Below are 24,353 nucleotides of genomic sequence, written 5' to 3'. Positions count from 1 at the left end.
AGCGAGCGCAATCACCGTAGAAACACCTAGGCGGCGCCGCGTTCCTGCATCTTGCGCGCATCCATCAGCTGGCCGTTGAATTCCGCGCTCAGAACAAAAATCGCCGACATCAGATAGAGATAAACCAGCGTCGACATGATCCCGGCAAGCCCCGCATAGGTCACCGAATAGGTTGAAAACCGGCTGAGGTAGAACCCAAATCCCTTGGACACCGCCCACCAGAGGACAATACAGAGCAAGATACCGGGCAACAGCTCGCGCGACGAATGCGGCATGCCCGGCAGCCATTTGTGACAGGCAAACAGGAAGAAGACTGAAACGGATAAGGTCACAATCTGGCGAAACTGTTCGTTGCTCAAAATCGACTGTCCCAACCATGGGACCAGATCATCAAAGTAATGCACCGCCAACGGCACAATCACGTTAAACGCCCCGGCCACGACAATCACGCCAGACCCCGCAATCACAAACAGGATCGCCAGAGCGCGCGTTTTCCAAAACGGCCGCGGATCCTCATCGCGGTACGCATCCGTGATCACCAAACGAATGGCCTGCACCCCGTTTGAGGCAAAAAAGATCGCCAGAACCGCCCCGAAGGTCAACGTGGAACTCCCCGCCTGCAGCACTGCACGCAGCTCGCTCTCAATGGAATCGGCAATCGCATCCGGCCAGGTGCCAATGGTGAACTCAACCACATCGTCGATATGCGCCTGCGGGCTCAGCACCCCCGCCAAGGAAAGCGCAAACAGACAGAAGGGAAAAATCGCAAAGAGAAAAGACAGCGCAAGGTGCGAGCTGCGCACAGCACCGCCTTTTGCCCCAAATCTGCGGACGGCTTCAAAAAAACTTTGCAGGAAATTCAACAGACCCACTCACATTCAGCGACTTCAGTTCGCCACTATAATAGATTGAATAAAAGGGGTTTTCCATGACCCCAATCCAACAATCCCAGCTCTGATGCAGGGGATTTGGGCTGCCTCCTAAATTTTTAGGTAAATTCAACTAAAAACTGATGACAGTCTAAAAGGATATTTTCAGAAACTCGCTCTAACACTGATCTCAGAGGGAAGACGCGGTCTGGGGACACAGCCGCAGCCTTCCTTAAGGGTCATGCAGCAGCCTCTCCAAACGTGCTGCGTGGCCCCGGACGACCGGCGCGCGCTCTCCCTCCCGGTGGCGCTGGTTGGGCGCAAGATCGCTACGCCTTGGCGGTTTTGCAATGTCTGTGCCCATGCCAGACCACTCACAGAACCAAGGCTGGTGCTGGCTCTACTCCAAGGAGCCAGCACCAAATTCCCCAACCGAACTAAAGCACCGCGCAGAAAAAAGGCGCCCCAACCCGGGACGCCTGAAACCCTGCTTTATGGATACGTTAGTTTGCACCCAGATAGGATTGAATATCGCTTTGCGCGCGGGCCACGTCACGGCCCTTGGGCGCGGGGATCTCTCCGGCCTCTGCCATCTCTTCCACCAGCGACCGGTAGGTCTCCAGATAGTTCTCCGGCAGATTATGGGCGATGCCCTGGTGGCAATCGATACAGGTTTTGCCTTCATCCAGCGCCTGCTGGTGATTGGCCGCCGCGCGGTTCTCTTGAATGGTGAAATCCATATATTCGAAGTTGTGGCAATTGCGGCATTCGCGACTGTCGGACTTCTTCATTTTCACCCAGGATTTGGACGCCATGCCAAGCCGGTGTTCCTCGTATTTCTCCGGCGTGTTAATCGTGCCCACCAGCGTGTGATAGACATCTTTGCTGGCCAGAATCTTGGCTTTGATCTTGTGCTGCCATTCCTTTGGCACGTGGCAATCCGGACAGGTCGCACGCACACCGGAGTGGTTGTTGTAATGCACCGTCTCTTTGTACTCGACAAAGTTGGTCTCCATCTCGTGGCAAGAGACACAGAACTCCTCGGTGTTGGTCAGCTCCAGCGCCCAGTGGAAGCCACCCCAGAACAGGATGCCCCCCACAAAGCCACCAATCAGCAAACCACCCAGCGAGAAGGTTGTCGTGGGCGATGTCACCGTGCGCCACACACGCCGGAAAAAGCCGGGTTTGTCGTCATGATCAGACATGTCTCAACTCCTTTCCTGCTGCGTTATTGGGACGGGGTGAAGGTGCTCTCCACCAACGGTGGCGTGTTGGCCTGCGGCACGTGGCACTGGTTACAGAACCAACGGGTGCCCGCGACCTGATCAAGCTGTTCGCCCTCACGTCCCAGATAGTGGGTCATCGACAGCGTCGGTGCGCCGCGATCCCCGGCATTGCTCCAGTCATGGCACGCGAGACACTGGTTGGCGCTCAGATCGATTTGATACTGATCGATGGAATGCGGGATCAGCGGCGGTTGCTGGCGATAATTGCGCACAAACCGGCGGCTCTCCTGATGCAGAACCTCATCAATACGGTTGATGTGGTCGATCTGATCATTGCGCAGGCTCTTCACGGTGCCCGCCTGATCCGCGATCGCAAAGCCGCTGCCCACAACCACAGCAACCGCTGCCAAGGCGCTGACAAAACTGTATTTTCTCATCTTACAATCTCCGTAGCTTGCGGGGGTTGCCTTGGGCCGCGCCCCGCGCTGGCTATGTTGGGTGGGACGCCCCTCAGGCGCGCTCCACCTTGCAGGCACATTTTTTGAAGTCCGTTTCCTTGGACAGCGGACAGGTCGCATCCAGCGTCAGCTTGTTGATCAACTGACCCTCATCAAACCATGGGACAAACACCACGCCACGCGGCATCCGGTTGCGGCCACGGGTTTCCACCCGGCTGTGCATCTCGCCACGCCGTGTCGCTATGGTGATCTCCTGCCCGCGCCGCAGGCCGCGCTCCTTGGCATCCTCCGGGTGCATGAACACCTGCGCATAGGGATAAGCACGGTGCAGCTCGGGCACACGCCGGGTCATGGAACCGGAATGCCAGTGCTCCAACACACGACCGGTGACGAGCCACATATTGAACTCCTCATCCGGCACTTCCGCTGGCGGCTCATAAGGGGCAAAGATGATCTTCGCCTTGCCGTCTTTGTGGCCGTAGAATTTGACGCCTTCGCCTTCTTTCACGTAAGGGTCATAGCCCTCGCGGAAACGATATTTGGTCTCCTTGCCGTCAACCACTGGCCAACGCAGGCCGCGCTCTTCGTGATAGACGTCAAAGTCCGCGAGATCGTGCCCATGCCCCCGCCCAAAGGCGGCATATTCCTCAAACAGGCCTTTCTGCACATAGAAGCCGAAGTCCTCAGATTCCGCGTTGGCAAAGCCTTCTGCGGTCTCAGAAAGCGCGTATTTGTCGACCTGCCCATTGGCAAAAAGCACATCAAACAGGGATTTGCCTTTGAACTCCGGATTGGCATCCAGAATGTCGGCTGGCCAAACCTCATCTGTGGTGAAGCGCTTGGAGAATTCCATCAGCTGCCACAGATCCGACTTTGCCTCACCGGGCGCATCTACCTGCTGACGCCAGAACTGCGTGCGGCGCTCCGCATTACCAAAGGCACCTTCTTTTTCCACCCACATCGCTGTGGGCAGGATCAGGTCTGCCGCCAATGCGGTGACCGTTGGATAAGGATCAGACACCACGATGAAGTTGTCCGGATTGCGATAGCCCGGATAGCCTTCCTCATTCATATTGGGCGCGGCTTGCATGTTGTTGTTCACCTGCACCCAATAGGCGTTGATTTTGCCGTCTTTCAGGTCTCGGTTCTGCTGAACAGCATGGGAACCCGGCTTCGCATTCAGGATGCCACTGGGCAGTTTCCACTTCTTCTCGGCAATCGCGCGGTGCTCATCATTGGCCACCACCATGTCAGCCGGCAGACGGTGGGCAAATGTCCCCACCTCACGCGCCGTCCCACAGGCCGAAGGCTGCCCTGTCAGGGAGAATGGCGAGTTGCCCGGCTCAGAAATCTTGCCGGTCAGCAGGTGGACATTGTACATCAAGCCGTTCACCCAGGAACCACGGGAGTGCTGGTTGAAGCCCATGGTCCAGAGGCTCATCACCTTCCGATCCGGATCGGCATACTGCTGTGCCAGACGCAGCAGATTGCTCTCCGGCACACCGGACAGCTCACTCACATACTCCAGCGTGTATTCGCTGACATAGTCTTTGTAGGCTTCAAAATCGATCGCTTCGAGCTTGCCGCTGTTCGGGTTCGCCGCCGCTTGCTGAAGCTCGTGTTCAGGACGCAGGCCATAGCCGATGTCGGTCGCGGTTTTGGTGAAGTTGACGTTCTTGTTCACGAAGTCCCAGTTCACCGCGTCGTTTTCGATGATGTAATTCGCGATGTAGTTCAGGATGGCAAGGTCGGTCTGCGGCGTGAAGATCATGCCATTGTCCGCCAGTTCAAAGGAGCGGTGCTCAAAGGTGGAGAGCACATGCACCTGTGCGCCGGGCTTGGTCAGGCGTGTGTCGCTGATGCGTGACCACAGGATCGGGTGCATCTCCGCCATGTTGGAGCCCCAGAGCACAAAGGTGTCCGCCGCCTCAAGGTCATCATAACAGCCCATCGGCTCGTCAATGCCAAAGGCGCGCATAAAGCCGACCACCGCTGAGGCCATGCAATGGCGCGCATTCGGGTCGATGTTGTTGGACAGAAAGCCCGCCTTCATCAGCTTGGCGGCAGCATAGCCTTCCCAGACCGTCCACTGGCCGGAGCCGAACATGCCGATACCGGTCGGACCTTTGTCCTTCAGCGCGGCTTTGAACTTCTCTTCCATGATGTCAAAGGCTTCATCCCAGCTCACCGGGGTGAACTCACCTTCTTTGTCATAGACACCGTTGGTCTTGCGCAGCATCGGCTGGGTCAGGCGGTCCGCGCCATACATGATCTTGGACAGGAAGTAGCCCTTGATACAGTTCAGGCCGCGGTTCACTTCGGCCTTCGGGTCGCCTTGGGTGGCAACCACTTTGCCATCCTTGACCCCCACCAGAACCGAACAGCCTGTGCCGCAGAACCGGCAGGCCGCTTTGTCCCAGCGGATATCGGGCGTGCCCACCTGCGCCTGCGCCTCTTTGGGCAAGGTAATCCCTGCGGCAGAGGCCGTGGCCGCAGCGGCCGAGGCCTTTAGGAAACTACGTCGGGACGTTGGCAATGTCATGGCTAGACCTCCTTCAGAGCGTTTTGGATGCGGCTGCATCCGCGCCGCTTGGTTCGAAATGGTGATAGGTCAGCGTGATGGTGATCACGCCGGGGATCTGGTGCATGTCCATGATGATCTCCGAGGCCCGTCTGGTCTCGGTGTCTTCAACGGTGGTGACAATCCGCCCCTCTTCCTGGGCGTGCACCTCACAGCCTTCCGTGGCTTTGATATCAGCGACGATTTCTGAGACACGCTCAGGCATCGCATGGACTAGGCATCCGCAGATATTGTACATTTTGGCATCTCGCTGGCTTGGGTAAGGCTGGCTGGGGAAGTCTCGTCCTCCGCCCCGACTTCGGGCGCAGGATGGTGAAGCGACAGGGCATCTGCCGGACAAGGCGCAACACAGGCCCCGCATCCGCTGCAGGCATCAACATCAATGTTGGGCTGCGACCGCCCCCCTGTCATAAGGCGAAACCGAATGGCGCCTTCGTCGCAATGATCTTCGCAAGTGCGGCACATCACCCCCTGCAAAGAGAGGCAGCTCTCTGCGGCAACGGCGCGTACCTCCCATCCGTTCGCGGGCAGGATCGCACCAGCGGTGCAAACGTCAGAGCAAGCGTTACAGAACTCACAAGCGCGGGCGCTCATATCCACCACAGGAAAGCCGGCGTTATCAGCTGTGATAATGGCTTGCGGGCATGCCGCCGCGCAGTCTCCGCAATGGGAGCAGGCCTCTTCAAACAGCCCGCTCTCAAGTGCGCCCGGCGGACGCAGCGCCTGCGTTTGCGCAAACTGCCCGGTCAAAAGGGCACGGCGCTCAGGCGAATGTCGCATCTCTAACGTCACGTAAACACCGTAGAAAAATTCTGTTCGGGTCTTGAAGTCGTAAGTGCGTTCTTGCGCCACAAATAGGCTGGCGTCATTGACCTAGATCATTATGCGCCGATTTAGTGAAGCTTTTATCTGCCGAGGCAGAGGTTAAACTCAACAATTACAATTGCATATTCGCGACTTCCCCAGCGTACACCTCAAGCTATGCGTGTGTCAAAACATGCATGTTTGGCGCATCGATTTTTTGGCACTCTCAAAGCATTTCGGCAATGAGCGCTAAGACGCGGCGCATTCCGGCCCCTCAGCAGCCCCCGTAAAAAAACCTTGGCGCGCAGCGATACGACGCAGGGTCCCAATTCGAGTTCACGCTTCAACTCACTAAAGTTGTTTGTTTCATTTGCGAAGCATGTGCGGATTTTGGTAACGGAAAGCGTTACACAATTATTCTCACAATCAAAATAACGTAACTTTAACTTGCGACGAATCGAACCGACGCTTAGGAAAACACAAGGGATCGCGGCACGTGCCGATACGCAGAGATCTCGGGAGGAAATATGTCAGACGCTTTTATCTGTGACGCCACACGCACCCCCATTGGACGCTACGGCGGGGCGCTTTCTTCTGTGCGCACAGACGATCTCGCCGCAGCGCCCATCGCCGCATTGATGGCGCGCAATCCCCAGGTCGATTGGGCTGCACTGGATGACGTGATTTTCGGCTCTGCCAATCAGGCGGGCGAAGACAACCGCAATGTGGCGCGTATGGCCGCCCTGCTCGCGGGCCTGCCGACCGACGTGCCCGGCACCACCATCAACCGCCTTTGCGCCTCTGGCATGGATGCGGTTGGCATGGCCTCGCGCGGACTACGCGCGGGCGACTACGACATGGCCATCGCAGGCGGCGTGGAAAGCATGTCCCGCGCGCCATTCGTGATGCCCAAAGCCACAACCGCGTTTTCGCGCGCCAATGAGGTGTTTGACACCACCATCGGCTGGCGCTTTGTGAACCCGAAAATGAAGGCCATGTACGGCACCGACAGCATGCCGCAAACCGCGGACAATGTTGCCGAAGACTATAACATCAACCGCGAAGATCAGGACGCTTTTGCCGCCCGCTCTCAGGCGCGTTGGGCGGCTGCTCATGACGCCGGCTACTTCGCTGAAGAGATCACCCCGGTGACCGTGCCACAGCGCAAGGGCGATCCGCTGATTGTCGATACAGATGAGCACCCCCGCCCCGGCACAGACGCTGAAAAGCTCGCCAAACTGCGCGGCGTGAATGGCGCTCATCTCACCGTCACCGCGGGCAATGCCTCCGGCGTCAACGATGGCGCAGCCGCACTCTTGATGGCCACGGAAGCGGCCGCCGCCGCCAACGGACTCACCCCGATGGCACGCATCGTGGGCATGGCCGCCGCAGGCGTCGCGCCGCGCGTGATGGGCATCGGTCCGGTTCCGGCCACGCGCAAAGTTTTGAAGCGCACAGGTCTCACCATCGAGCAGATGGATGTGATAGAATTGAACGAGGCGTTCGCGGCTCAGGGACTCGCATCGCTGCGCGAACTCGGCGTGGCCGATGATGCGCCCCATGTGAACCCGAACGGCGGTGCCATTGCCATCGGTCACCCGCTGGGCATGTCCGGCGCGCGCCTCGTGCTCTCCGCCGCTTACCAGCTCAAACGCACCGGTGGCCGCTACGCGCTTTGCACCATGTGCGTCGGCGTTGGACAGGGCACCGCACTTATTCTCGAAAGGGTCTGACATTTCTCAGCCCGACGCCAGAGGAGGACACCAATCATGTACGCTCAGATGATCCAGTCAGAAGCCAGCCAGGATGATCCGCAAAAACTCGCGGAGTTTCAGGCCCGCATTGATGCCGACATCAAGATCGAGCCGCGTGATTGGATGCCCGAAGGTTACAGAAAAACCCTGATCCGTCAGATTGGGCAACATGCCCATTCCGAGATCGTCGGTCAGCTGCCCGAGGGCAACTGGATCACCCGCGCGCCTACGCTGGAGCGCAAGATGATCCTGCTCGCCAAAGTACAGGATGAGGCCGGCCACGGCCTCTACCTCTACTGCGCCGCCGAAACCCTCGGTGTGAGCCGCGATGACCTGACCGAACAGCTCCTGTCCGGCAAAATGAAATACTCCTCCATCTTCAACTACCCGACCCTCACATGGGCTGACATCGGCGCGGTGGGCTGGCTGGTGGATGGGGCGGCCATCATGAATCAGGTCCCGCTGCAACGCACCTCTTACGGCCCTTATTCCCGCGCCATGATCCGCATCTGCAAAGAGGAAAGTTTCCATCAGCGTCAGGGCTTTGACATCATGATGAAGATGGCACAGGGCACCGAGGCGCAGCGCCGCATGGCGCAGGATGCGCTCAACCGGTTCTGGTATCCCTCACTCATGATGTTTGGCCCCTCTGACGCAGAGTCGGTGCATTCCACCCAGAATATGGCGTGGAAAATCAAGATGAACACCAACGACGAGCTGCGCCAGAAGTTCGTCGACCAAACCGTGCCACAAGCGGAATTCCTCGGGCTGACCGTGCCGGATGAAAACCTTGCGTGGAACGAAGAAAAAGGCGGCTACGACTTTTCCGAGCCTGACTGGTCAGAGTTCTTTGACGTTCTGAAAGGCAACGGCCCCTGCAACACAGAACGGCTGGCGGCACGCAACAAGGCGTGGGACGACGGCGCATGGGTGCGCGAGGGCTTGCTGGCTCATGCAGAAAAGAAACGCGCCCGCAAAACCGCTGCGGAATAGGAGGCAGACATGTCCAAAGAATGGCCCCTGTGGGAAATCTTCATCCGTGGCCAGCACGGCCTCAGCCACCGCCACGTTGGCTCTCTGCACGCACCAGATGCGGAAATGGCGATCAAAAACGCGCGTGATGTCTACACCCGCCGCAACGAAGGTGTGTCCATCTGGGTGGTGGAGGCCAACCACATCGCTGCTTCGGCACCATCGGAGAAAGGCCCGCTTTATGAGCCGTCCGAGAGCAAGATTTACCGCCACCCCACCTTCTACGACATTCCTGATGACGTGGGGCATATGTGATGGTGCAGGACAAAACCCAACTTGCAGAGTTCCTGCTGCGCATGGGCGACAACGCCCTGATCCTCGGCCACCGCACCTCTGAATGGTGCGGTCACGCGCCCGTGCTAGAAGAAGACATCGCACTCGCCAACACAGCGCTTGACCTGATGGGCCAGACCCAGCTCTGGCTCACCTATGCCGCCGAGGTCATGGGCGACGGCAAAACCGCTGATGACCTCGCCTTCCTGCGCGACGTCTGGGATTTCCGCAACCTGCTGCTGGTCGAGCTGCCCAATGGCGATTTTGGCCAAACCCTGATGCGCCAATTCCTCTTTGACGCCTTCCAGTCAATCCACCTGCCCCGCCTAGCCAAATCCTCAGATCCGCGCGTGGCTGAGATTGCTGAGAAAGCCAGTAAAGAAGCCGCCTATCACGTGGAGCGGTCTGCCGACACGGTCGTTGGTCTTGGTGATGGCACCGAGGAGAGCCACAACCGTATGCAAGCCGCGCTTGATCGGCTCTGGCCTTACGTTGGCGAGATGTTTGCCACCGATCCGGTGGATGCCGCCATGGCCGAGGCAGGCATCGCCCCCGATCCCGCCAGCCTGCGCACTGAATATGACGCTCTGGTGGGCAGAGTTCTCGCTGAGGCCACGCTGACGGTCCCGGAAAGCACATTCGCGCACAAAGGTGGCCGCACTGGTCAGACGCACACCGAACACCTCGGCCATTTACTGACCCAAATGCAGTGGCTACAGCGCGCCTATCCGGGGGCAACGTGGTGATCAAAGGGCACCGCTCAACCGCGGGCGGAAGCGAAGCGCCCGCCCATGGGGGCGGTTGGGCGCTGCCCGGCCTGTCGCCGGGCGACTCGGCTTTGCCGAGTATTGAGCAAGTCTGGGCTTGGCTCCACGCCATCCCTGATCCGGAAATTCCGGTGATCTCGCTCACCGATCTCGGCGTGATCCGCGATGTGGCTTACGAAAATGAAACGCTCATCGTCACCGTGACCCCCACCTATTCCGGCTGCCCAGCCACCTCGATCATCAACCTCGATATCGAAACCGCTCTGCTAGACCACGGCATCACCGATCTCAAACTGCGAAGCCGGCTCAGCCCGGCATGGACCACCGACTGGATGACAGATCAGGGCCGCGCCAAGCTCAAAGCCTATGGCATCGCGCCTCCGACACCCACGGGCCATCCGGAATGCTGCCCGAATTGCAACTCGGAAGACCTTGAAAAGGTAAGCCAATTTGGCTCCACGCCCTGCAAGTCTCTCTGGCGCTGCAAGAGCTGCCTGGAACCCTTTGACCACTTCAAATGCATCTGAGGAGACCACCATGGCGCGTTTTCATGACCTCACAGTCACAGACATCCAAAAGACCATCCGGGACGCGGTGGTGGTCACCCTCGCCCCAACAGCAGATGACGCGGCAGTGTTTGATTTCATCCAAGGCCAATACCTGACGTTCAAGCGAGATTTCGACGGCGAAGAGCTGCGCCGCTCCTATTCGATCTGCGCAGGCAAAGACGACGGCGTGCTGCAGGTCGGCATCAAACGGGTTGATGGCGGGGCCTTCTCCACATGGGCCAACAGCGATCTGAAAATCGGCGACACGCTCTCTGCCATGCCGCCCATGGGCACGTTTTTCACCGATCTTGATGCTGATGCCGCCAAAACCTACCTCGGCTTTGCAGGTGGCTCCGGCATCACACCGGTGCTTTCGCTGATCAAAACCACCCTCAGCCGCGAACCACGCGCCAATTTCACCCTGATCTACGCCAACAAAGGCGTCTCCACGATCATGTTCCGTGAGGAACTCGAAGACCTCAAAAACCTTTATATGGGCCGCTTCAACGTTATCCACGTGTTGGAAAGTGACAGTCAGGAAATCGACCTATTCACCGGGCTGGTGACAGAGGAGAAATGCGCCCAGCTCTTTGGCTCCGGATGGATCGACATCAACAGCGTCGACACCGCCTTCATCTGCGGGCCGGAGCCGATGATGCTTGGCATCGCAAAAGCCCTGCAGGATCACGGTCTCGCCAAAGAGCAGATCAAGTTTGAACTCTTCGCCAGCAGCCAACCCGGCCGCGCCAGACAGAAAGCGGCCAGCACGACCTCAGAAGCTGACAAAGTGACTGCGACGATCACGCTGGATGGCGCCACGCAGACCATCACCATGGATCAGAACACCGCCATCCTCGACGCCGCGCGTGCGCAATCTCTGGATGTGCCCTATGCCTGCAAGGCGGGCGTCTGCGCCACCTGCCGCTGCCGCGTGCTTGAAGGCGAGGTTGACATGCACACCAACCACGCGCTGGAGGATTACGAGGTGGAAAAAGGCTACGTGCTGTCGTGCCAATCCTACCCGCTCAGCGACCGCGTGGTGGTGTCATATGACGAATGAGCGCGCTTTAAATTCAAGGCGCTAACAATCTATAATCTATGATATTTTCTTAAGTCGGGCCGTCAGTGGATGGCGCGGGGGACCCTGAGTTTTCCTCTTCGGTGTCAAACGCGCCGCCAATACCGATGCCATAGTCCAGCGCACCGATGCCGAGATCATATCCAAGGCTGAAATCGACGTAGAAATCCTCATCCAGATAGGCCGCACCCACCGTCGGCCGGATCGCGCCGGAGCCGAACTTATAGTCCGCCCCGATTGCCAGAACCGCACTTTCGGGCTCGTCATCGCTGAAAACGCGAATGCCCGCGGCAACGTCGCCGCCAAACACAAAAGTGACCCCAAAACCAAAGGACGGATCAGCTTGTGAGAAGGTCGGCCCAGCCAGCGCCGTTACCAAAACAACAGATTTCATATAGGTCTTCATGAAAATCCCTCAAACAAATTAACCAAAAAACAAATCTTAACACCGGCGCTGACCAGTGCAAATATTAACGCATATTAAGGATGTTTTGTCAGGTCAGGGTTTCCCGCCCCCGGCGGCGCCTGTGTTACCAGCTGTCCCTGTGATCCCGTTCAGCAAAAGATCGGCCACCATATCCGCATAGCGCAGCCGCGCAGCCTCATCCGCAGCGCTCTGCCACATATAGTACCAATTCAGCATGCCAAAGATCGACATGGTGGTTTCATGCAGGTGCGCCGCATCCTCGGCAAACAGCGCTGGCGCATTGGCCGCCACAACCTTCTTCATCACCGCCACCATGTCACGCTGATAGCCGCGCAGCACCTGCTGCTCTGCCTCAGGCAGGCGCGCAATGCCGCTGCTCTGCACCCGATGCTCATCGTCAGCGCCCTGATAGGCCAACAGGATTTCCCGCAACAGCGCGCGCAACTGCGCCTCGGGCGCCAACTCCCCCAGCGCCAAGCCGCAAACCCGATCTCGCAGCGCGCGCAGATAGCTGTCCAGCACATCAAACAGCAAAGCATCCTTGCCGCTGTAGTAGTGATAGATATTGGCCTTGGAGATGCCGCAAGCCTTTGCCAAAACCGTCATAGACGCGCGATCAAACCCTTCGGCGGCAAAGACTTTTGCCGCCACCTTCAGGATATGCGCCCGCTTCTGATCGTGGTCTTTGGCAATGGTGCGCGCCATGGGCTCAGCCTTCGCTCCGCCGGTCAACAACCCGGCGCGCTTTGCCCTGAGAGCGCTCGACCGAGCCAGGTGCGCCCACAGAAACCGCTGCAGAAACGCCGACCATCGCCTTGATATGTTTGCTCAAAACCCGCGTCACCTCTTCTGTATTGCCCGCTTCCGGCAGCGCCTCAACATGCACCCGCATTGCGTCCATCCGACCGTCTTTGTAAAGTTCGATCTGGTAATAGGGCGCAAGCCCCTCCGTGGCCAGCACCTGTTCCTCGATTTGTGAGGGGAACACATTCACCCCGCGCAAAATGATCATGTCATCACTGCGACCGGTGATCTTCTCCATCCGGCGCATCGAGCGGGCCGTGCCGGGCAAAAGCCGGGTCAGATCGCGCGTGCGATAGCGCACCATCGGTAGGCCTTCTTTGGTCAGGGTGGTGAACACCAGCTCGCCAATTTCGCCATCAGCGACCACTTCGCCGGTCTCAGGGTTGATAATCTCCGGATAGAAATGATCCTCCCAGATCACCGGCCCATCTTTGGTCTCCACACATTCATTGGCCACCCCCGGCCCCATGATTTCTGACAGCCCGTAGATGTCGACCGCATGCATATCAAAGGCGGCTTCAACCTCTTTGCGCATCGCGTCGGTCCAGGGCTCCGCCCCAAACACCCCAACGCTCAGCGAACTCTCGCGCGGATCAATCCCCGCCGCCTGAAACGCCTCCAGAATGTTGAGCATATAGCTCGGCGTCACCATGATCCCATCCGGTTTGAAATCTGTGATCAGCCCAACCTGTTTCTCGGTCTGCCCGCCACTCATCGGCACCACCGTCGCCCCAAGACGCTCAATCCCGTAGTGCGCGCCCAGCCCACCGGTGAACAGCCCATAGCCATAGGCGTTGTGGATCATGTCACCTGCGCGCAATCCCGACGCCCTGAGGCTGCGCGCCATCAAATCCGCCCAATTGTCGATGTCCTTTTGCGTATAGCCAACCACCGTTGGCTTGCCCGTAGTACCGGAAGAAGCATGCAGCCGCGCAATCTGCGCCCGTGGCACTGCCAGCATGCCAAACGGATAGTTGTCGCGCAGATCGTCTTTGTAGGTGAAGGGAAATTTCGCCAGATCGCTGAGCGATTTCAGATCATCCGGATGCACACCGGCCGCATCAAACCGCAGTCGGTACATCGGCACATTTTCATAGGCATGGCGCAGCGACCATTTCAGACGCGCGAGCTGCACCGCCCGGATTTCGTCAATCGAGGCAATTTCGATTGGCTCCAGCTCCTCCCGCCGTGGTGACAAATCCTTCATGAAACCCTCCCAAGTTCCCCGCTAGTCTTCTTCAAATACCGCGCCTTTGACCGCACGCGACGCCCCGCGAAAGGCGGCAATCACCTGATCGTCCTGATTGGTTACGGTGACATCATAAAGCCCGCTGCGGCCGGTGAGGCTGATCTCCCGCGCCTCGGCCCGCAGCACATCGCCTTCTTGTCCCGGGGCGAGGTAGCTGATGGCGTTGTGCTGCGCGACCGTCATCTGGTTGCGGCTGTTGCACGCAAAGGCAAACGCACTGTCCGCCAGCATAAAGGTGATGCCGCCGTGACAGATCCCATGCCCGTTGCAATGCTCAGGCCGCACCGTCAGTGTCAGCACCGCACGCCCGGCATCCACCTCGGCAATCTCCATGCCGATATGCTGACTCGCGCGATCATTCGCCCACATCGCCGCCGCAGCCTTTTCCGCCCGCGCCTTTGGCGTCAGCTCTCCCATCGCGTCCTCCCCATCACTGCCTCCCCTGCGTGATGTTCCTCTCTCCCAGCTTGCATAAACCGAACGGTTGGTCAATAAATAACCAGAGGAGACATTCAGGGAGGGGCAGCCATGTCCATTCATCAGGTGGCAAGTTTCGCCGCAGGCCAGTGGATTGCACCAAACAGCGCCGCGCGCGCAATTGACTGCGCGATCACCGGCGCGCCTTTCGCAACTGCGGGCAATGACACGCTCGATGTTCAGTTGATGCTGTCTTACGCCCGCAAGACCGGCGGCGCAGCCTTACGCCAAATGACCTTCCATGACCGCGCCCGCATGCTCAAGGCGTTAGCCTTGCATCTGCGCGAACACCGGCAGGCGCTCTATGATCTCTCCTTTCACACCGGAGCCACACAAACCGATCACCTGATCGACATCGACGGCGGCATCGGCACCATGCTGGTCTACGCCTCCAAAGGCCGCCGCGAGATGCCCGACAGCACGGTCTATCCCGATGGCGAAGTCGAGCAACTCTCCCGCAACGGCAGCTTTCTAGGCCAGCACATCTGCACGCCCCTGCAAGGCGTCGCGATCCACATCAACGCCTTCAACTTTCCGGTTTGGGGCATGCTTGAAAAACTCGCCCCCACGCTTTTGGCCGGTGTGCCCGCCATTGTGAAACCCGCCACCGCCAGCTGCTATGTCACCGAGCTTTGCGTGCGTCTCATCATCGACAGCGGCATTCTCCCTGAAGGCGCTGTGCAACTGGTCTCCGGCGGACTTGGCGACATGCTCGATCATCTCAGCTGTCAGGATGCTGTGGCCTTCACCGGCTCCGCACAGACCGCATTAAAACTGCGCTCCAACCCGCTGATTTTGCAGAACTCAACCCGATTCACGGCAGAGGCCGACAGCCTCAATGCCTCCATCCTTGGGCCGGACGCCACAGTGGGCACGCCGGAATTTGACCTTTTCATCAAAGAGGCCGCGCAGGAAATGACCACCAAAGCGGGGCAGAAATGTACCGCCATCCGCCGCATCATCGTGCCGGAAAGCGCGACGGAAAGCGTGATCGACGCGCTCAGCCAGCGCTTGGCCGACACCCTGATCGGAGACCCCCGCGCCCCCAACACACAGATGGGGGCCTTGGTCTCCGCCGCGCAGAAACGTGATGTGCATGCCAAGGCCGCGCTTCTCGCCACCGAATGTGAACAGGTGTTTGACGGGGCTGGAAACATGGAACTTGCCAGTGACCTCGCCAAGGGCGCTTTTGTGCCGCCCATGCTGTTTCACTGCTCCGATCCGGACACTGCCACCCATGCCCACGGCACCGAAGCCTTCGGTCCGGTCTCCACCATCATGAGCTACCGCACGCTCGACCACGCCATTGCACTAGCCAATAAGGGACAAGGCTCGCTGGTCACCTCACTCATCACACATGATACGGATATCGCCCGCGACGTCGCGCTGGGCAGCGCAGCCTATAATGGCCGCATCTACATCAACAACCGCGACAGCATGGCCGAGGCCACAGGGCATGGCGCGCCCCTGCCCCATATGACACATGGCGGCCCCGGGCGCGCTGGCGGCGGCGAAGAACTGGGCGGCATCCGCGCGGTCAAACACTACATGCAGCGCACCGCCATTCAGGGCAGCCCTGACATGCTCGCCAAAATCACCGGCCAGTGGGTGCCCGGGGTCGCGCAACAGCCCGCGCCTGCCCACCCGTTCACCCGCCGCTTTGGAGAACTGCAGATCGGGGAAACCCTGCACACAGAGTCCCGCGAAGTGTCGCTTGAGGACATTGAACACTTTGCCCATTTCACCGGCGACACCTTCTATGCCCACATGGATGAGGCCGCCGCCGCCCGAAATCCGTTCTTCCCCGGCCGCGTCGCCCACGGCTATCTCCTGCTGTCCTTCGCCGCCGGTCTCTTTGTTGAGCCCAACGAAGGCCCCGTGCTCGCAAACACCGGCCTTGATAACCTGCGCTTCATGAAACCGGTGGTGCCGGGCGACAGCATCAAGGTCGCGCTTACGGTGAAGCAGAAAACCAAGCGCAATGACGACTACGGAGAGGTCCGCTGGCACGTGCGCCTCACCAATCAGGATGATGAGCCGGTGGCCGAATATGAGCTCCTGACCATGGTCGCCTACTAGAGGCCCGCCAATGGGCCGCAATAAGCCGCTTGTTCAAAGGCATGCGGCGCGCTACCCCTTGGCCTGCAACCACCTCGGAGCCGCCCATGCCCCTCGCGCTCACCCAGCTTGCCGACCTCGCCGCCCTGCCGTTTGACGAGGTCATCGATGTGCGCTCCCCAGCCGAGTTTGCCGAGGATCACATGCCCGGCGCGATTAACCTGCCTGCGCTTTCCAATGAGGAACGCGCCCGCGTCGGCACCATCTACGTGCAGGAAGACCCGTTCAAAGCCCGCAAAATCGGGGCGGCGTTGGTGTCGCGCAATATGGCCGCCCATCTTGAAGGCCCGCTGGCCGATCGCGAAGGCAGCTACAAACCCTTGGTTTATTGCTGGCGCGGCGGCCAGCGCTCAGGCTCCGTGGCCATCATCCTCAAACAAATTGGCTGGCGCGCGGACACGCTGGAGGGCGGCTATCAGGCCTATCGCCGTCTGGTCTCAAAGGCGCTGTATGATGGCACGATGCCTTGCCCTGTGGTGGTGATCGACGGCGGCACAGGCACGGCCAAAACCCGTCTTTTGCACCACCTCGCGGCCCAAGGCGCCCAAACGCTCGATCTGGAGGCGATGGCCGCCCATCGCGGCTCGCTCTTTGGCCCAATCTCAGAAGCTCAACCGAGCCAGAAAGCCTTTGAAAGCCAGCTGGCCATGGGCCTCGCCGCGCTCAAGCCGGACTGTCCGGTCTATGTGGAGGCCGAAAGCTCCAAGATTGGCCGCCTGATCATCCCGCCAGCCCTCTGGCAGGCCATGATCGCCGCGCCCAATCTGCGCCTCACCGCCCCCTTGCAGGCCCGCGTCACCCACCTGATGACCGCCTATCCCGACATGCTGGAAGACAGCGCAAAACTCGCCGATGTGCTCAGCCAGCTGACCCGCTATCACGGCCATGAAACCGTGCAACAGTGGCAAGCCTTGGCGCAGGCTCGCGACTTTGCTCCCCTCATTCAGGCTCTGGTGACAACCCACTACGACCCGCGCTACGCCCGCATCAGCCGCGGGCATGCGCCGGCCGCCAAGGAGATCGCCCTGCAAGATCTGTCTGAGGATACGCTGGCCGCCACCGCCGCCGATCTGATCGCTGCGGAGTGATCAGATCAGAGTAATCGAGGGCCCGCCCTCCGTGAGGGTGCCAATCACCGCCGCGTCATGCCCCAGCGCGCGCAACTGCACCACCAAGCCAGCCGCTTCTTCCGCCTTCACCGCCGCCAACAGGCCACCCGCCGTCTGCGGATCATGCAGCAACACCGCCCGTGGGCTTTCCCCGCCAAACACCGTCGTATGCGCGGCGTTGTCGTTGTAAATCGTGCTGCGGTGCCCTGCGGCTGCCAGCGCCTCGGCACCAGCATAAACCGGCACCGCGGCCAGATCGAGCTCCGCCGCCACTTCGGAGGCTTTGCAAATCGCCATCAAGTGACCGGCAAGGCCAAAGCCCGTGACATCCGTCATCGCATGGGCACCCCGAAGGATCGCCGCCGCATCTCCCTGCGGCTGTGCCATCTGCGCCAGCGCGGCGGTCACATCCGCCCCCTGCGCTTTGCCTTGCATCATCGCCGCCAGCAGCGTGCCGGACCCGATGGGCCGCGTCAGGATCAAACGATCCCCGGCTTTCGCACCCGCCACCGTGATCGGCGCGACATCGAGCAACCCTGTGACGGTCAGGCCAATGCTCAGCTCAGCACCCATGGTCGAATGCCCGCCGACAATCTCGGCGCCCGCCTGTCGCACCACCACATCGGTTTGCTGCATCACCTCCGCCATGGCCCGCGCCTGCAGCTCTGGTGTCATGCGCGGCAGCGTCACGGACAACAGCGCAGACTGCGGCGCAGCCCCCATTGCCCAGACATCTCCCAAAGCATGTACCGCTGCAATCCGCGCCATCAGCCCGGGATCTTGAATAAAGCCGCGCAGATGGTCGACGGAAATCACCTGACGCGCCGCGCCCATCCGCAAAACCGCCGCATCATCTCCCGGCCCGCTCAACACATCCTCGCGCGTGCCCGCTGGCAAGGCTGCCACGGCCTGCGCCAATTGCTTGGGTGCCACTTTGGCCCCACAGCCGCCGCACAACATCTGATCCGCACCCAGCGACGGTCCGCCCTGCGCCACCAGCTCAGCTTTGGCAACAGGCGCCATGTTTGGCAGCTCGTCAAACTGGCGCATGAATTTCTGGTCGATCCCATCCTTGAGGGTCCACAGCGTCTTGGCCGGGCCGCGCAGCACGCGACCCCATTTCGCAGCCATCGCCTCTTTGCCCCCCAGAGAGATCAGCTTCAGGTAATCTCCCTGCGGACGGAACCTCTCATAGCTGCCCCCGGTCAGCGCAGCGCGAATATTGGCCAGAAGAACCGGCGCGGCCCGCACCGCAAACACCCCGGCCTTGGGGCGCGGCGACGCCAGCAGATGCGCGCAATCACCTACGGCAAACAGATCTTCCTGCCCCTCAACCAACAGCCGGTCATCCACCTGCACAAAGCCATCGGCGTCACAGGGAAGCCCGGAGCCCGCGACCCAGTCATGGGCAAAACCACCCGCGGTGGCCACGGTGAACTCAGAGGTCACATCCGCAGCACCTTTCAAGGCCACCGCATCCGCACGCACCTGGCTCACCTTCGCATTCACATGCACCGTGATGCCAAGCGCGGACATGGCCGCACGCAACGGCGCATCCGCTCCCGGCACCCCAGTGCCAAGCCTTGCGCCTGCCTCAATCAGATGCACCCCGCCTGGTCGACCGATCTGGCGCAGGTTGTGCGCCATCGCCATTGCCAGCTCCGATCCGGCGACCCCGCCGCCTATCACCGCCACACGGCCCTCGGCCTGTCCCATCTCGACCTGCTTGAGGAACCCCGCCCATCTGTCGGCATAGAGCCCCAAGGGCTTCGCGCCGACGCCGTATTTGGCAAATCCGGAAATATGAGGCGTGACCGCATGCAGCCCCACGTCCAGCGACGCAACATCGTAGGGGATTTCGCGCGTTCCAAGGATGGCATCTTCAACCGTCACAACGCGCGCGGTCGGATCAATCGAGGTCGCCGCCCCATCGATCAGCCGAACTCCGGCCCATGCCGCCAGCTTCACCAGATCAATATCCAGCGCCTCCCGGCTGTAGTGCCCGGCAATATGCCCCGGCAACATCCCCGAATAAGGCGCCGTCGCTCCGGGATTGATCAGCGTCACTTGCACACCGGCCACCGGCTGCATCCCCCACATACGCAACAGCAGCGCATGGGCATGGCCGCCCCCCACCAGAACCAGATCGCGGGTCAGCATCCTGTCAGCAGTCATCGGCATTCTGTCTCTGCGCCTCATCCGTCCAATTTGCCCTTGGATACCCCAAGCCAGAGCCCTGTAACACCCTTCTACCAAAACGTGATTTACGGCGACGAAAAACCTGCCTGTTGCGCGGTGTTGCGCTGCAATGCGGCGCAAAACGGCACCTCCACGATACAGCCGCAATACCGACGCGATACCGAAGCCGAAAATGAGCGGATTTCGACCGAACGGTAAAGAATTAACCCCGCCAGCGCCATGGCCGCTAGACATCGCCTGCCCACATTGTAAGTGTGCGCTCTCAACCATCAAAGAGGACGGCTATGAGCGCGCGCAAGATCATCATCGACACGGACCCCGGGCAAGACGACGCCGTCGCCATTCTGCTGGCGCTGGCCAGCCCCGAGGAGATCGACGTTCTCGGCATCACTGCCGTTGCTGGCAACGTGCCGCTCTCTCTGACTGCCAAAAATGCGCGTATTGTCTGTGAGTTAGCAGGCAAATCCGACGTAAAGGTATTCGCCGGATGTGAGCGCCCAATGGGTCGCGTTCTGGTGACTGCGGAGCATGTGCACGGCGAAACCGGCCTCAACGGCCCCGTGCTTCCCGATCCTGAAATGCCGCTTCAGGACATGCACGGCGTTGATTTCATTATCGAAACCCTGCGCGCACATGAAGCTGGCACGGTCACGCTCTGCCCGCTTGGCCCGCTCACCAATATCGCGACCGCCTTTGAGAAAGCGCCTGATATCGTTGAAAAGGTTCAGGAAATTGTCCTGATGGGCGGTGCCTATTTTGAGGTGGGCAACATCACGCCCGCAGCCGAGTTCAACATATATGTGGACCCGCAAGCCGCTGATATCGTGTTCAAATCCGGCGTTCCTATTGTGGTCATGCCGCTCGATGTCACCCATAAGGCACTGGTGACCAAACCGCGCAATGACGCCTTCCGCGCGCTGGGCACCAAAGCCGGTGTCGCAGTTGCGGAAATGACTGATTTCTTTGAACGTTTTGACCGCGAGAAATACGGCTCCGAAGGCGCACCGCTGCACGATCCCTGCGTCACCGCCTACCTGATCAACCCCGATCTGTTCACCGGCCGCCACATCAATGTGGAGATCGAAACCCAGTCTGAACTGACCATGGGCATGACCGTGGCCGATTGGTGGGGCGTCACCGACCGCAAACCCAATGCGCTGTTCATCGGCGATGTGGATGCTGACGGCTTCTTCGGCCTGCTCACAGAACGGCTCGCACGTCTATGAGCGGCGCCGTACATCTCGCCACCGAGGCAGATTTTCACCGCCTCGACGCGCTTGTGGCCGCATTTCATGCTGAAATACACATGGCGAGCTCACCAGAAAAGCGCGCCGATGCGCTGGTGCCGCTGCTAAATGGCTCGCCCTACGGAAGCGCCTATCTGATCGGCCCGCGCCGCGCCCCGGTTGGCTATCTTGTGGTGACCTTTAGCTGGTCAGTGGAGTTTGCCGGAATGGACGCCGCCATCGATGAATTCTACATCCGCCCCAATGTGCGCGGCCGTGGCATGGCCTCCAGCGCGCTTTACAACATCTGTGAAGCGCTTGAAAACAATGGCATAACTGCGTTTCATATCGAAGTGGATCGCGAAGATTCCTCCACGCAGAAGCTCTATGAGCGCGCAGGGTTCACGCGGCGTGACCGCTTCGCTTTGATGACCCGCGCGAAACGCTGACGCAAAGCCTCTGGATTTCTGGAGCGGGCGGATTATCTTGCCTCTATGAGCCTGCATATTCCCTTTGAAAACAGCTATGTCGATCTTCCTGATCGCCTGTTTGCCCGCCAGAAACCCACCCCGGTCCGAGCGCCCAAATTGATCGCCTATAACGCGTCCCTTGGTACGGAACTGGGCATCACCGAAGACACGGACGAGGCAGAACTCGCGCAGGTTTTTTCCGGCACCCAACTGCCGGAAGGCTCAGACCCGATCGCACAGCTTTATGCCGGCCATCAGTTTGGCAACTGGAACCCGCAACTGGGCGACGGTCGTGCGGTTCTCTTAGGGGAATCAAACGGTTACGACATTCAACTTAAGGGTTCTGGCAAGACGCCTTTCTCCCGTCGCGGCGATGGTCGCTCTTGGCTCGGCCCCGTTCTGCGCGAGTATATTGTGTCTGAGGCCATGCATGCCTTTGGCGTTCCAACCACCCGCGCGCTTGCCGCCGTGGAAACCGGTGAAACCGTCTTTCGCGAACGCCCACAACCCGGTGGCATCCTCACCCGCGTGGCCAGCAGCCACATCCGTGTCGGCACCTTTCAGGTCCTCGCTGCCCGTCAGGATATTGAGGGACTTCAATCCCTTATGAGCTATTCCTGCGCGCGCCACTATCCTGAGGCTTCGAGCCCTGCGGAATTTCTGGCAGCCGTCATCGCACGCCAAGCCGCACTGGTGGCGCATTGGATGGCGCTCGGCTTCATTCATGGGGTGATGAACACCGACAACTGCAGCATAGCGGGTGAGACTATCGACTATGGCCCCTGCGCCTTCATGGATGCGTTCCACCCCGGAAAAGTGTTCTCCTCCATCGACCACTACGGCCGCTATGCCTATGGAAATCAACCGGAAATCGCCGCTTGGAACATGGCACAGCTGGCCACCGCGCTGCTTCCGTTGGAAGGCAATTCCGACGCCGCTGTGCAGGAATTCACCAAGCTGGTGCACGCCATGCCCGAGATGATCCGCACCGGATGGCGCAGCCGTTTTGCCGCCAAGCTTGGCATCACGGATGTTGTCGCCGAGGATGAAGATCTGATTGCGGACCTGCTTGAAATCATGACCGACACCAAGGTCGATTTCACCAATAGCTTCAGAGTTCTAACCGATGGAACTGCCACCGATTCCTCTCTTGGTGCCAACGACACCTTCCAGGACTGGCACAGCAGATGGCAGCGTCGCCTAGAGGCGGAAACCATTGATCACAAAGCCACCATGGCTGCGGCCAACCCGGTGCGCATCCCGCGCAACCACCGCATCGAAGCGCTCATTCAGGCCGCGCTTCAGGGTGACTATGCTCCGTTTCACAGGCTGCACGCCGCACTGGCGCAGCCCTTTGAGGTCATTGATGAATTTGCCGACCTCACCGCACCTCCAGAACCGGAAGAGGTCGTCACACACACCTTTTGCGGCACCTGAACACGCTTAAAAAGCAAACACAAAGGGCTCTTTATGACCAAGTATTTTGTCTATGACGTCTTCACCGAAGCGCCCTTTGGCGGCAACCCTTTGGCGGTGATCCCCGACGCGACAACGCTCGCCGAAGATCAGCTCCAAGAGATCGCCCGCGAATTCAACTTCTCTGAAACGACCTTCGTTTACCCGCCAAATGAGGCGCAACACACTGCAAAGGTTCGCATTTTCACGCCGACCATGGAAATCCCCTTCGCAGGGCATCCGGTTGTTGGCACCGCGCTCGCGCTCGCTGATGAAGGCGCCCAGGGAGATCTGACGCTGGAGCTCGGCATCGGCCCCGTTGCCTGCAAGATCAACGGACGACATGCAGAGTTCGTCACCACCGCAGCGCTGGATTTGCAGGCCGAGCCTGACCCCGCGCTGGTCGCCGCAGCACTTGGCACCCGCACCGAAAACATCGTCTTTGCCACCCATCCGCCCGTCATGGCCTCTCTTGGACTGCCCTTCACAATCACACAGCTCAAATCCCGTGAGGTGCTCGCCAACCTGACCACGGACATTGCCGCCTTTCGGGAAGGCAACGACAAACACCCCTCCGGCCTTGATTTTGCGCAATTTGCCTATGTGCGCGACGGCAACCATGTCGATGCCCGCATGTTTGCCCCGCTGGACAATATTCCCGAAGACCCCGCCACCGGCAGCGCTTGTGCCACCCTTGGCGCTTTGCTCCATCGCATCGAAGGCGCGCCGGTGTCGCTCTCCATCGTACAGGGCGAAGACATGGGACGGCGCAGCGAGATCTCCGTGCGCGCCGACAGTGCAGGCGTGACCGTCGCAGGAAGCGCCGTGCGGGTCATGTCAGGAAATCTGACCCTCTAATCCGGAGTTTTCCCCAGAAATCTTGGCAAATTGCTGTGGAATTTGATGACGTCTTTGGATAGACAGGAAAGCCAGAAAAACAAGGCATCCAAAACGGGCGATCATGGGCGACACCATCATAGAACGCTGCGAAGCCAAAGGCTTACGCATGACAGGACAACGCAGGACCATCGCGGCCGTTTTACAGGACTGTGATGACCACCCCGATGTCGAAGAGCTCTATGCCCGCGCTTCGGCGCGCGATTCCGGCATTTCACTGGCCACCGTCTACCGCACCGTGAAACTCTTTGAAGAAGCGGGCATCCTTGACAAACATGAGTTTGGCGACGGCCGCGCGCGTTATGAGGATGCGGAGCGCGCCCATCATGATCACCTGATTGACATCAACTCCGGCGAGGTCATTGAATTTGTCGATCCGGAGATCGAAGCGCTTCAGGAAAAGATCGCGGAAAAGCTCGGCTATGCGCTCAAGGGCCATCGGCTGGAGCTCTACGGAGTTCCGATCAAGAAATAGCTGCCCTTCCGGCATAGATTTACCCCCTCTGAGGGGATCAGGTCCGTTGCGCTGCAG

Annotated in this window: 24 protein-coding genes; 13 read left to right on the top strand and 11 right to left on the bottom strand. The window is 59.7% G+C overall.

The annotated features are described in order from the left end of the window. Positions 1-26: 26 nt before the first annotated feature. The 6 genes from ACO07T_RS13490 to ACO07T_RS13465 all read right to left on the bottom strand — a co-directional run bounded on the left by ACO07T_RS13490 (position 27) and on the right by ACO07T_RS13465 (position 5,914). A complete protein-coding gene (locus tag ACO07T_RS13490) occupies positions 27-872 on the bottom strand; it encodes a YihY/virulence factor BrkB family protein (protein WP_422049840.1) in 846 nt (281 codons plus the stop codon). Positions 873-1,372: 500 nt separating this feature from the next. Continuing rightward, complete coding sequence (locus ACO07T_RS13485; RefSeq protein ID WP_209062842.1) at positions 1,373-2,074, bottom strand: NapC/NirT family cytochrome c; 702 nt, start codon at positions 2,072-2,074, stop codon at positions 1,373-1,375. A 23-nt stretch (positions 2,075-2,097) separates the two neighbouring features. Continuing rightward, positions 2,098-2,532: a nitrate reductase cytochrome c-type subunit gene (locus tag ACO07T_RS13480; RefSeq protein WP_422049839.1), complete on the bottom strand. Its 435-nt coding sequence runs from the start codon at positions 2,530-2,532 to the stop codon at positions 2,098-2,100. Between the two features lie 73 nt (positions 2,533-2,605). Next, positions 2,606-5,095 carry a nitrate reductase catalytic subunit NapA gene (napA, locus tag ACO07T_RS13475; RefSeq protein WP_209078803.1) on the bottom strand — a complete coding sequence of 830 codons (2,490 nt, stop codon included), beginning with the start codon at positions 5,093-5,095 and terminating at the stop codon, positions 2,606-2,608. A gap of 13 nt (positions 5,096-5,108) precedes the next feature. Next, positions 5,109-5,339, bottom strand: a complete 231-nt coding sequence (locus ACO07T_RS13470) for a chaperone NapD (protein ID WP_247738735.1) — start codon at positions 5,337-5,339, stop codon at positions 5,109-5,111. Positions 5,340-5,347: 8 nt separating this feature from the next. Continuing rightward, entirely contained in the window at positions 5,348-5,914 is a 567-nt protein-coding gene (locus tag ACO07T_RS13465) for a ferredoxin-type protein NapF (RefSeq protein WP_422049838.1), read from the bottom strand. 551 nt (positions 5,915-6,465) lie between these two features. Between ACO07T_RS13465 and pcaF the strand changes: the two genes are divergently transcribed. The 6 genes from pcaF to ACO07T_RS13435 all read left to right on the top strand — a co-directional run bounded on the left by pcaF (position 6,466) and on the right by ACO07T_RS13435 (position 11,372). Beyond that, positions 6,466-7,671 (top strand): 3-oxoadipyl-CoA thiolase, encoded by a 1,206-nt coding sequence (gene pcaF, locus ACO07T_RS13460; RefSeq protein WP_422049837.1) that lies wholly within the window; start codon positions 6,466-6,468, stop codon positions 7,669-7,671. A gap of 36 nt (positions 7,672-7,707) precedes the next feature. Continuing rightward, positions 7,708-8,685, top strand: a complete 978-nt coding sequence (paaA, locus tag ACO07T_RS13455) for a 1,2-phenylacetyl-CoA epoxidase subunit PaaA (protein ID WP_422049836.1) — start codon at positions 7,708-7,710, stop codon at positions 8,683-8,685. Positions 8,686-8,694: 9 nt separating this feature from the next. Beyond that, complete coding sequence (paaB, locus tag ACO07T_RS13450) at positions 8,695-8,979, top strand: 1,2-phenylacetyl-CoA epoxidase subunit PaaB (RefSeq protein ID WP_209095634.1); 285 nt, start codon at positions 8,695-8,697, stop codon at positions 8,977-8,979. Beyond that, positions 8,979-9,743, top strand: coding sequence for a 1,2-phenylacetyl-CoA epoxidase subunit PaaC (paaC, locus tag ACO07T_RS13445; RefSeq protein ID WP_422049835.1), 765 nt, complete (start codon positions 8,979-8,981; stop codon positions 9,741-9,743). The genes paaB and paaC overlap by 1 nt, the downstream gene beginning before the upstream one ends. Positions 9,744-9,814: 71 nt before the next feature. Continuing rightward, positions 9,815-10,291 (top strand): 1,2-phenylacetyl-CoA epoxidase subunit PaaD, encoded by a 477-nt coding sequence (gene paaD, locus ACO07T_RS13440; RefSeq protein ID WP_422050509.1) that lies wholly within the window; start codon positions 9,815-9,817, stop codon positions 10,289-10,291. Positions 10,292-10,301: 10 nt separating this feature from the next. Further along, complete coding sequence (locus tag ACO07T_RS13435; RefSeq protein ID WP_422049834.1) at positions 10,302-11,372, top strand: 2Fe-2S iron-sulfur cluster-binding protein; 1,071 nt, start codon at positions 10,302-10,304, stop codon at positions 11,370-11,372. Positions 11,373-11,421: 49 nt separating this feature from the next. On the opposite strand, the gene ACO07T_RS13430 is transcribed toward ACO07T_RS13435, so the two are convergent. The 4 genes from ACO07T_RS13430 to paaI all read right to left on the bottom strand — a co-directional run bounded on the left by ACO07T_RS13430 (position 11,422) and on the right by paaI (position 14,278). Next, a complete protein-coding gene (locus ACO07T_RS13430) occupies positions 11,422-11,796 on the bottom strand; it encodes a hypothetical protein (RefSeq protein WP_422049833.1) in 375 nt (124 codons plus the stop codon). A 93-nt stretch (positions 11,797-11,889) separates the two neighbouring features. After that, complete coding sequence (locus tag ACO07T_RS13425; protein WP_422049832.1) at positions 11,890-12,522, bottom strand: TetR/AcrR family transcriptional regulator; 633 nt, start codon at positions 12,520-12,522, stop codon at positions 11,890-11,892. 4 nt (positions 12,523-12,526) lie between these two features. Beyond that, a complete protein-coding gene (paaK, locus tag ACO07T_RS13420) occupies positions 12,527-13,828 on the bottom strand; it encodes a phenylacetate--CoA ligase PaaK (RefSeq protein WP_422049831.1) in 1,302 nt (433 codons plus the stop codon). A 21-nt stretch (positions 13,829-13,849) separates the two neighbouring features. Beyond that, positions 13,850-14,278: a hydroxyphenylacetyl-CoA thioesterase PaaI gene (gene paaI / locus ACO07T_RS13415; RefSeq protein WP_422050508.1), complete on the bottom strand. Its 429-nt coding sequence runs from the start codon at positions 14,276-14,278 to the stop codon at positions 13,850-13,852. Positions 14,279-14,398: 120 nt separating this feature from the next. Between paaI and paaZ the strand changes: the two genes are divergently transcribed. Further along, positions 14,399-16,426, top strand: a complete 2,028-nt coding sequence (gene paaZ / locus ACO07T_RS13410; protein ID WP_422049830.1) for a phenylacetic acid degradation bifunctional protein PaaZ — start codon at positions 14,399-14,401, stop codon at positions 16,424-16,426. An 86-nt stretch (positions 16,427-16,512) separates the two neighbouring features. Beyond that, entirely contained in the window at positions 16,513-17,553 is a 1,041-nt protein-coding gene (mnmH, locus tag ACO07T_RS13405) for a tRNA 2-selenouridine(34) synthase MnmH (protein ID WP_422049829.1), read from the top strand. Here mnmH and selD read toward each other — a convergent pair whose 3' ends face one another. Further along, positions 17,554-19,755 (bottom strand): selenide, water dikinase SelD, encoded by a 2,202-nt coding sequence (gene selD, locus ACO07T_RS13400; protein ID WP_422049828.1) that lies wholly within the window; start codon positions 19,753-19,755, stop codon positions 17,554-17,556. 302 nt (positions 19,756-20,057) lie between these two features. Between selD and ACO07T_RS13395 the strand changes: the two genes are divergently transcribed. From ACO07T_RS13395 to ACO07T_RS13375, 5 genes are all read left to right on the top strand, one after another. Then, complete coding sequence (locus ACO07T_RS13395) at positions 20,058-20,999, top strand: nucleoside hydrolase (RefSeq protein ID WP_422049827.1); 942 nt, start codon at positions 20,058-20,060, stop codon at positions 20,997-20,999. Beyond that, complete coding sequence (locus ACO07T_RS13390) at positions 20,996-21,448, top strand: GNAT family N-acetyltransferase (protein WP_422049826.1); 453 nt, start codon at positions 20,996-20,998, stop codon at positions 21,446-21,448. Before ACO07T_RS13395 ends, ACO07T_RS13390 begins: the two co-directional genes overlap by 4 nt. A 45-nt stretch (positions 21,449-21,493) precedes the next feature. Further along, positions 21,494-22,906, top strand: a complete 1,413-nt coding sequence (locus tag ACO07T_RS13385; protein WP_422049825.1) for a protein adenylyltransferase SelO — start codon at positions 21,494-21,496, stop codon at positions 22,904-22,906. Positions 22,907-22,939: 33 nt separating this feature from the next. Further along, entirely contained in the window at positions 22,940-23,782 is an 843-nt protein-coding gene (locus ACO07T_RS13380; protein ID WP_422049824.1) for a PhzF family phenazine biosynthesis protein, read from the top strand. A 103-nt stretch (positions 23,783-23,885) separates the two neighbouring features. Beyond that, on the top strand, positions 23,886-24,296 hold the full coding sequence (locus ACO07T_RS13375; protein WP_209062882.1) for a Fur family transcriptional regulator: 411 nt from the start codon (positions 23,886-23,888) through the stop codon (positions 24,294-24,296). The last annotated feature ends 57 nt before the right edge of the window (positions 24,297-24,353 follow it).

The organism is Shimia sp., assembly GCF_965227725.1.
Taxonomy (GTDB): Bacteria; Pseudomonadota; Alphaproteobacteria; order Rhodobacterales; family Rhodobacteraceae; genus Shimia.
Note: the sequence above shows the minus strand (reverse complement) of the source record. Positions and strands in the feature narration are given on the sequence as shown.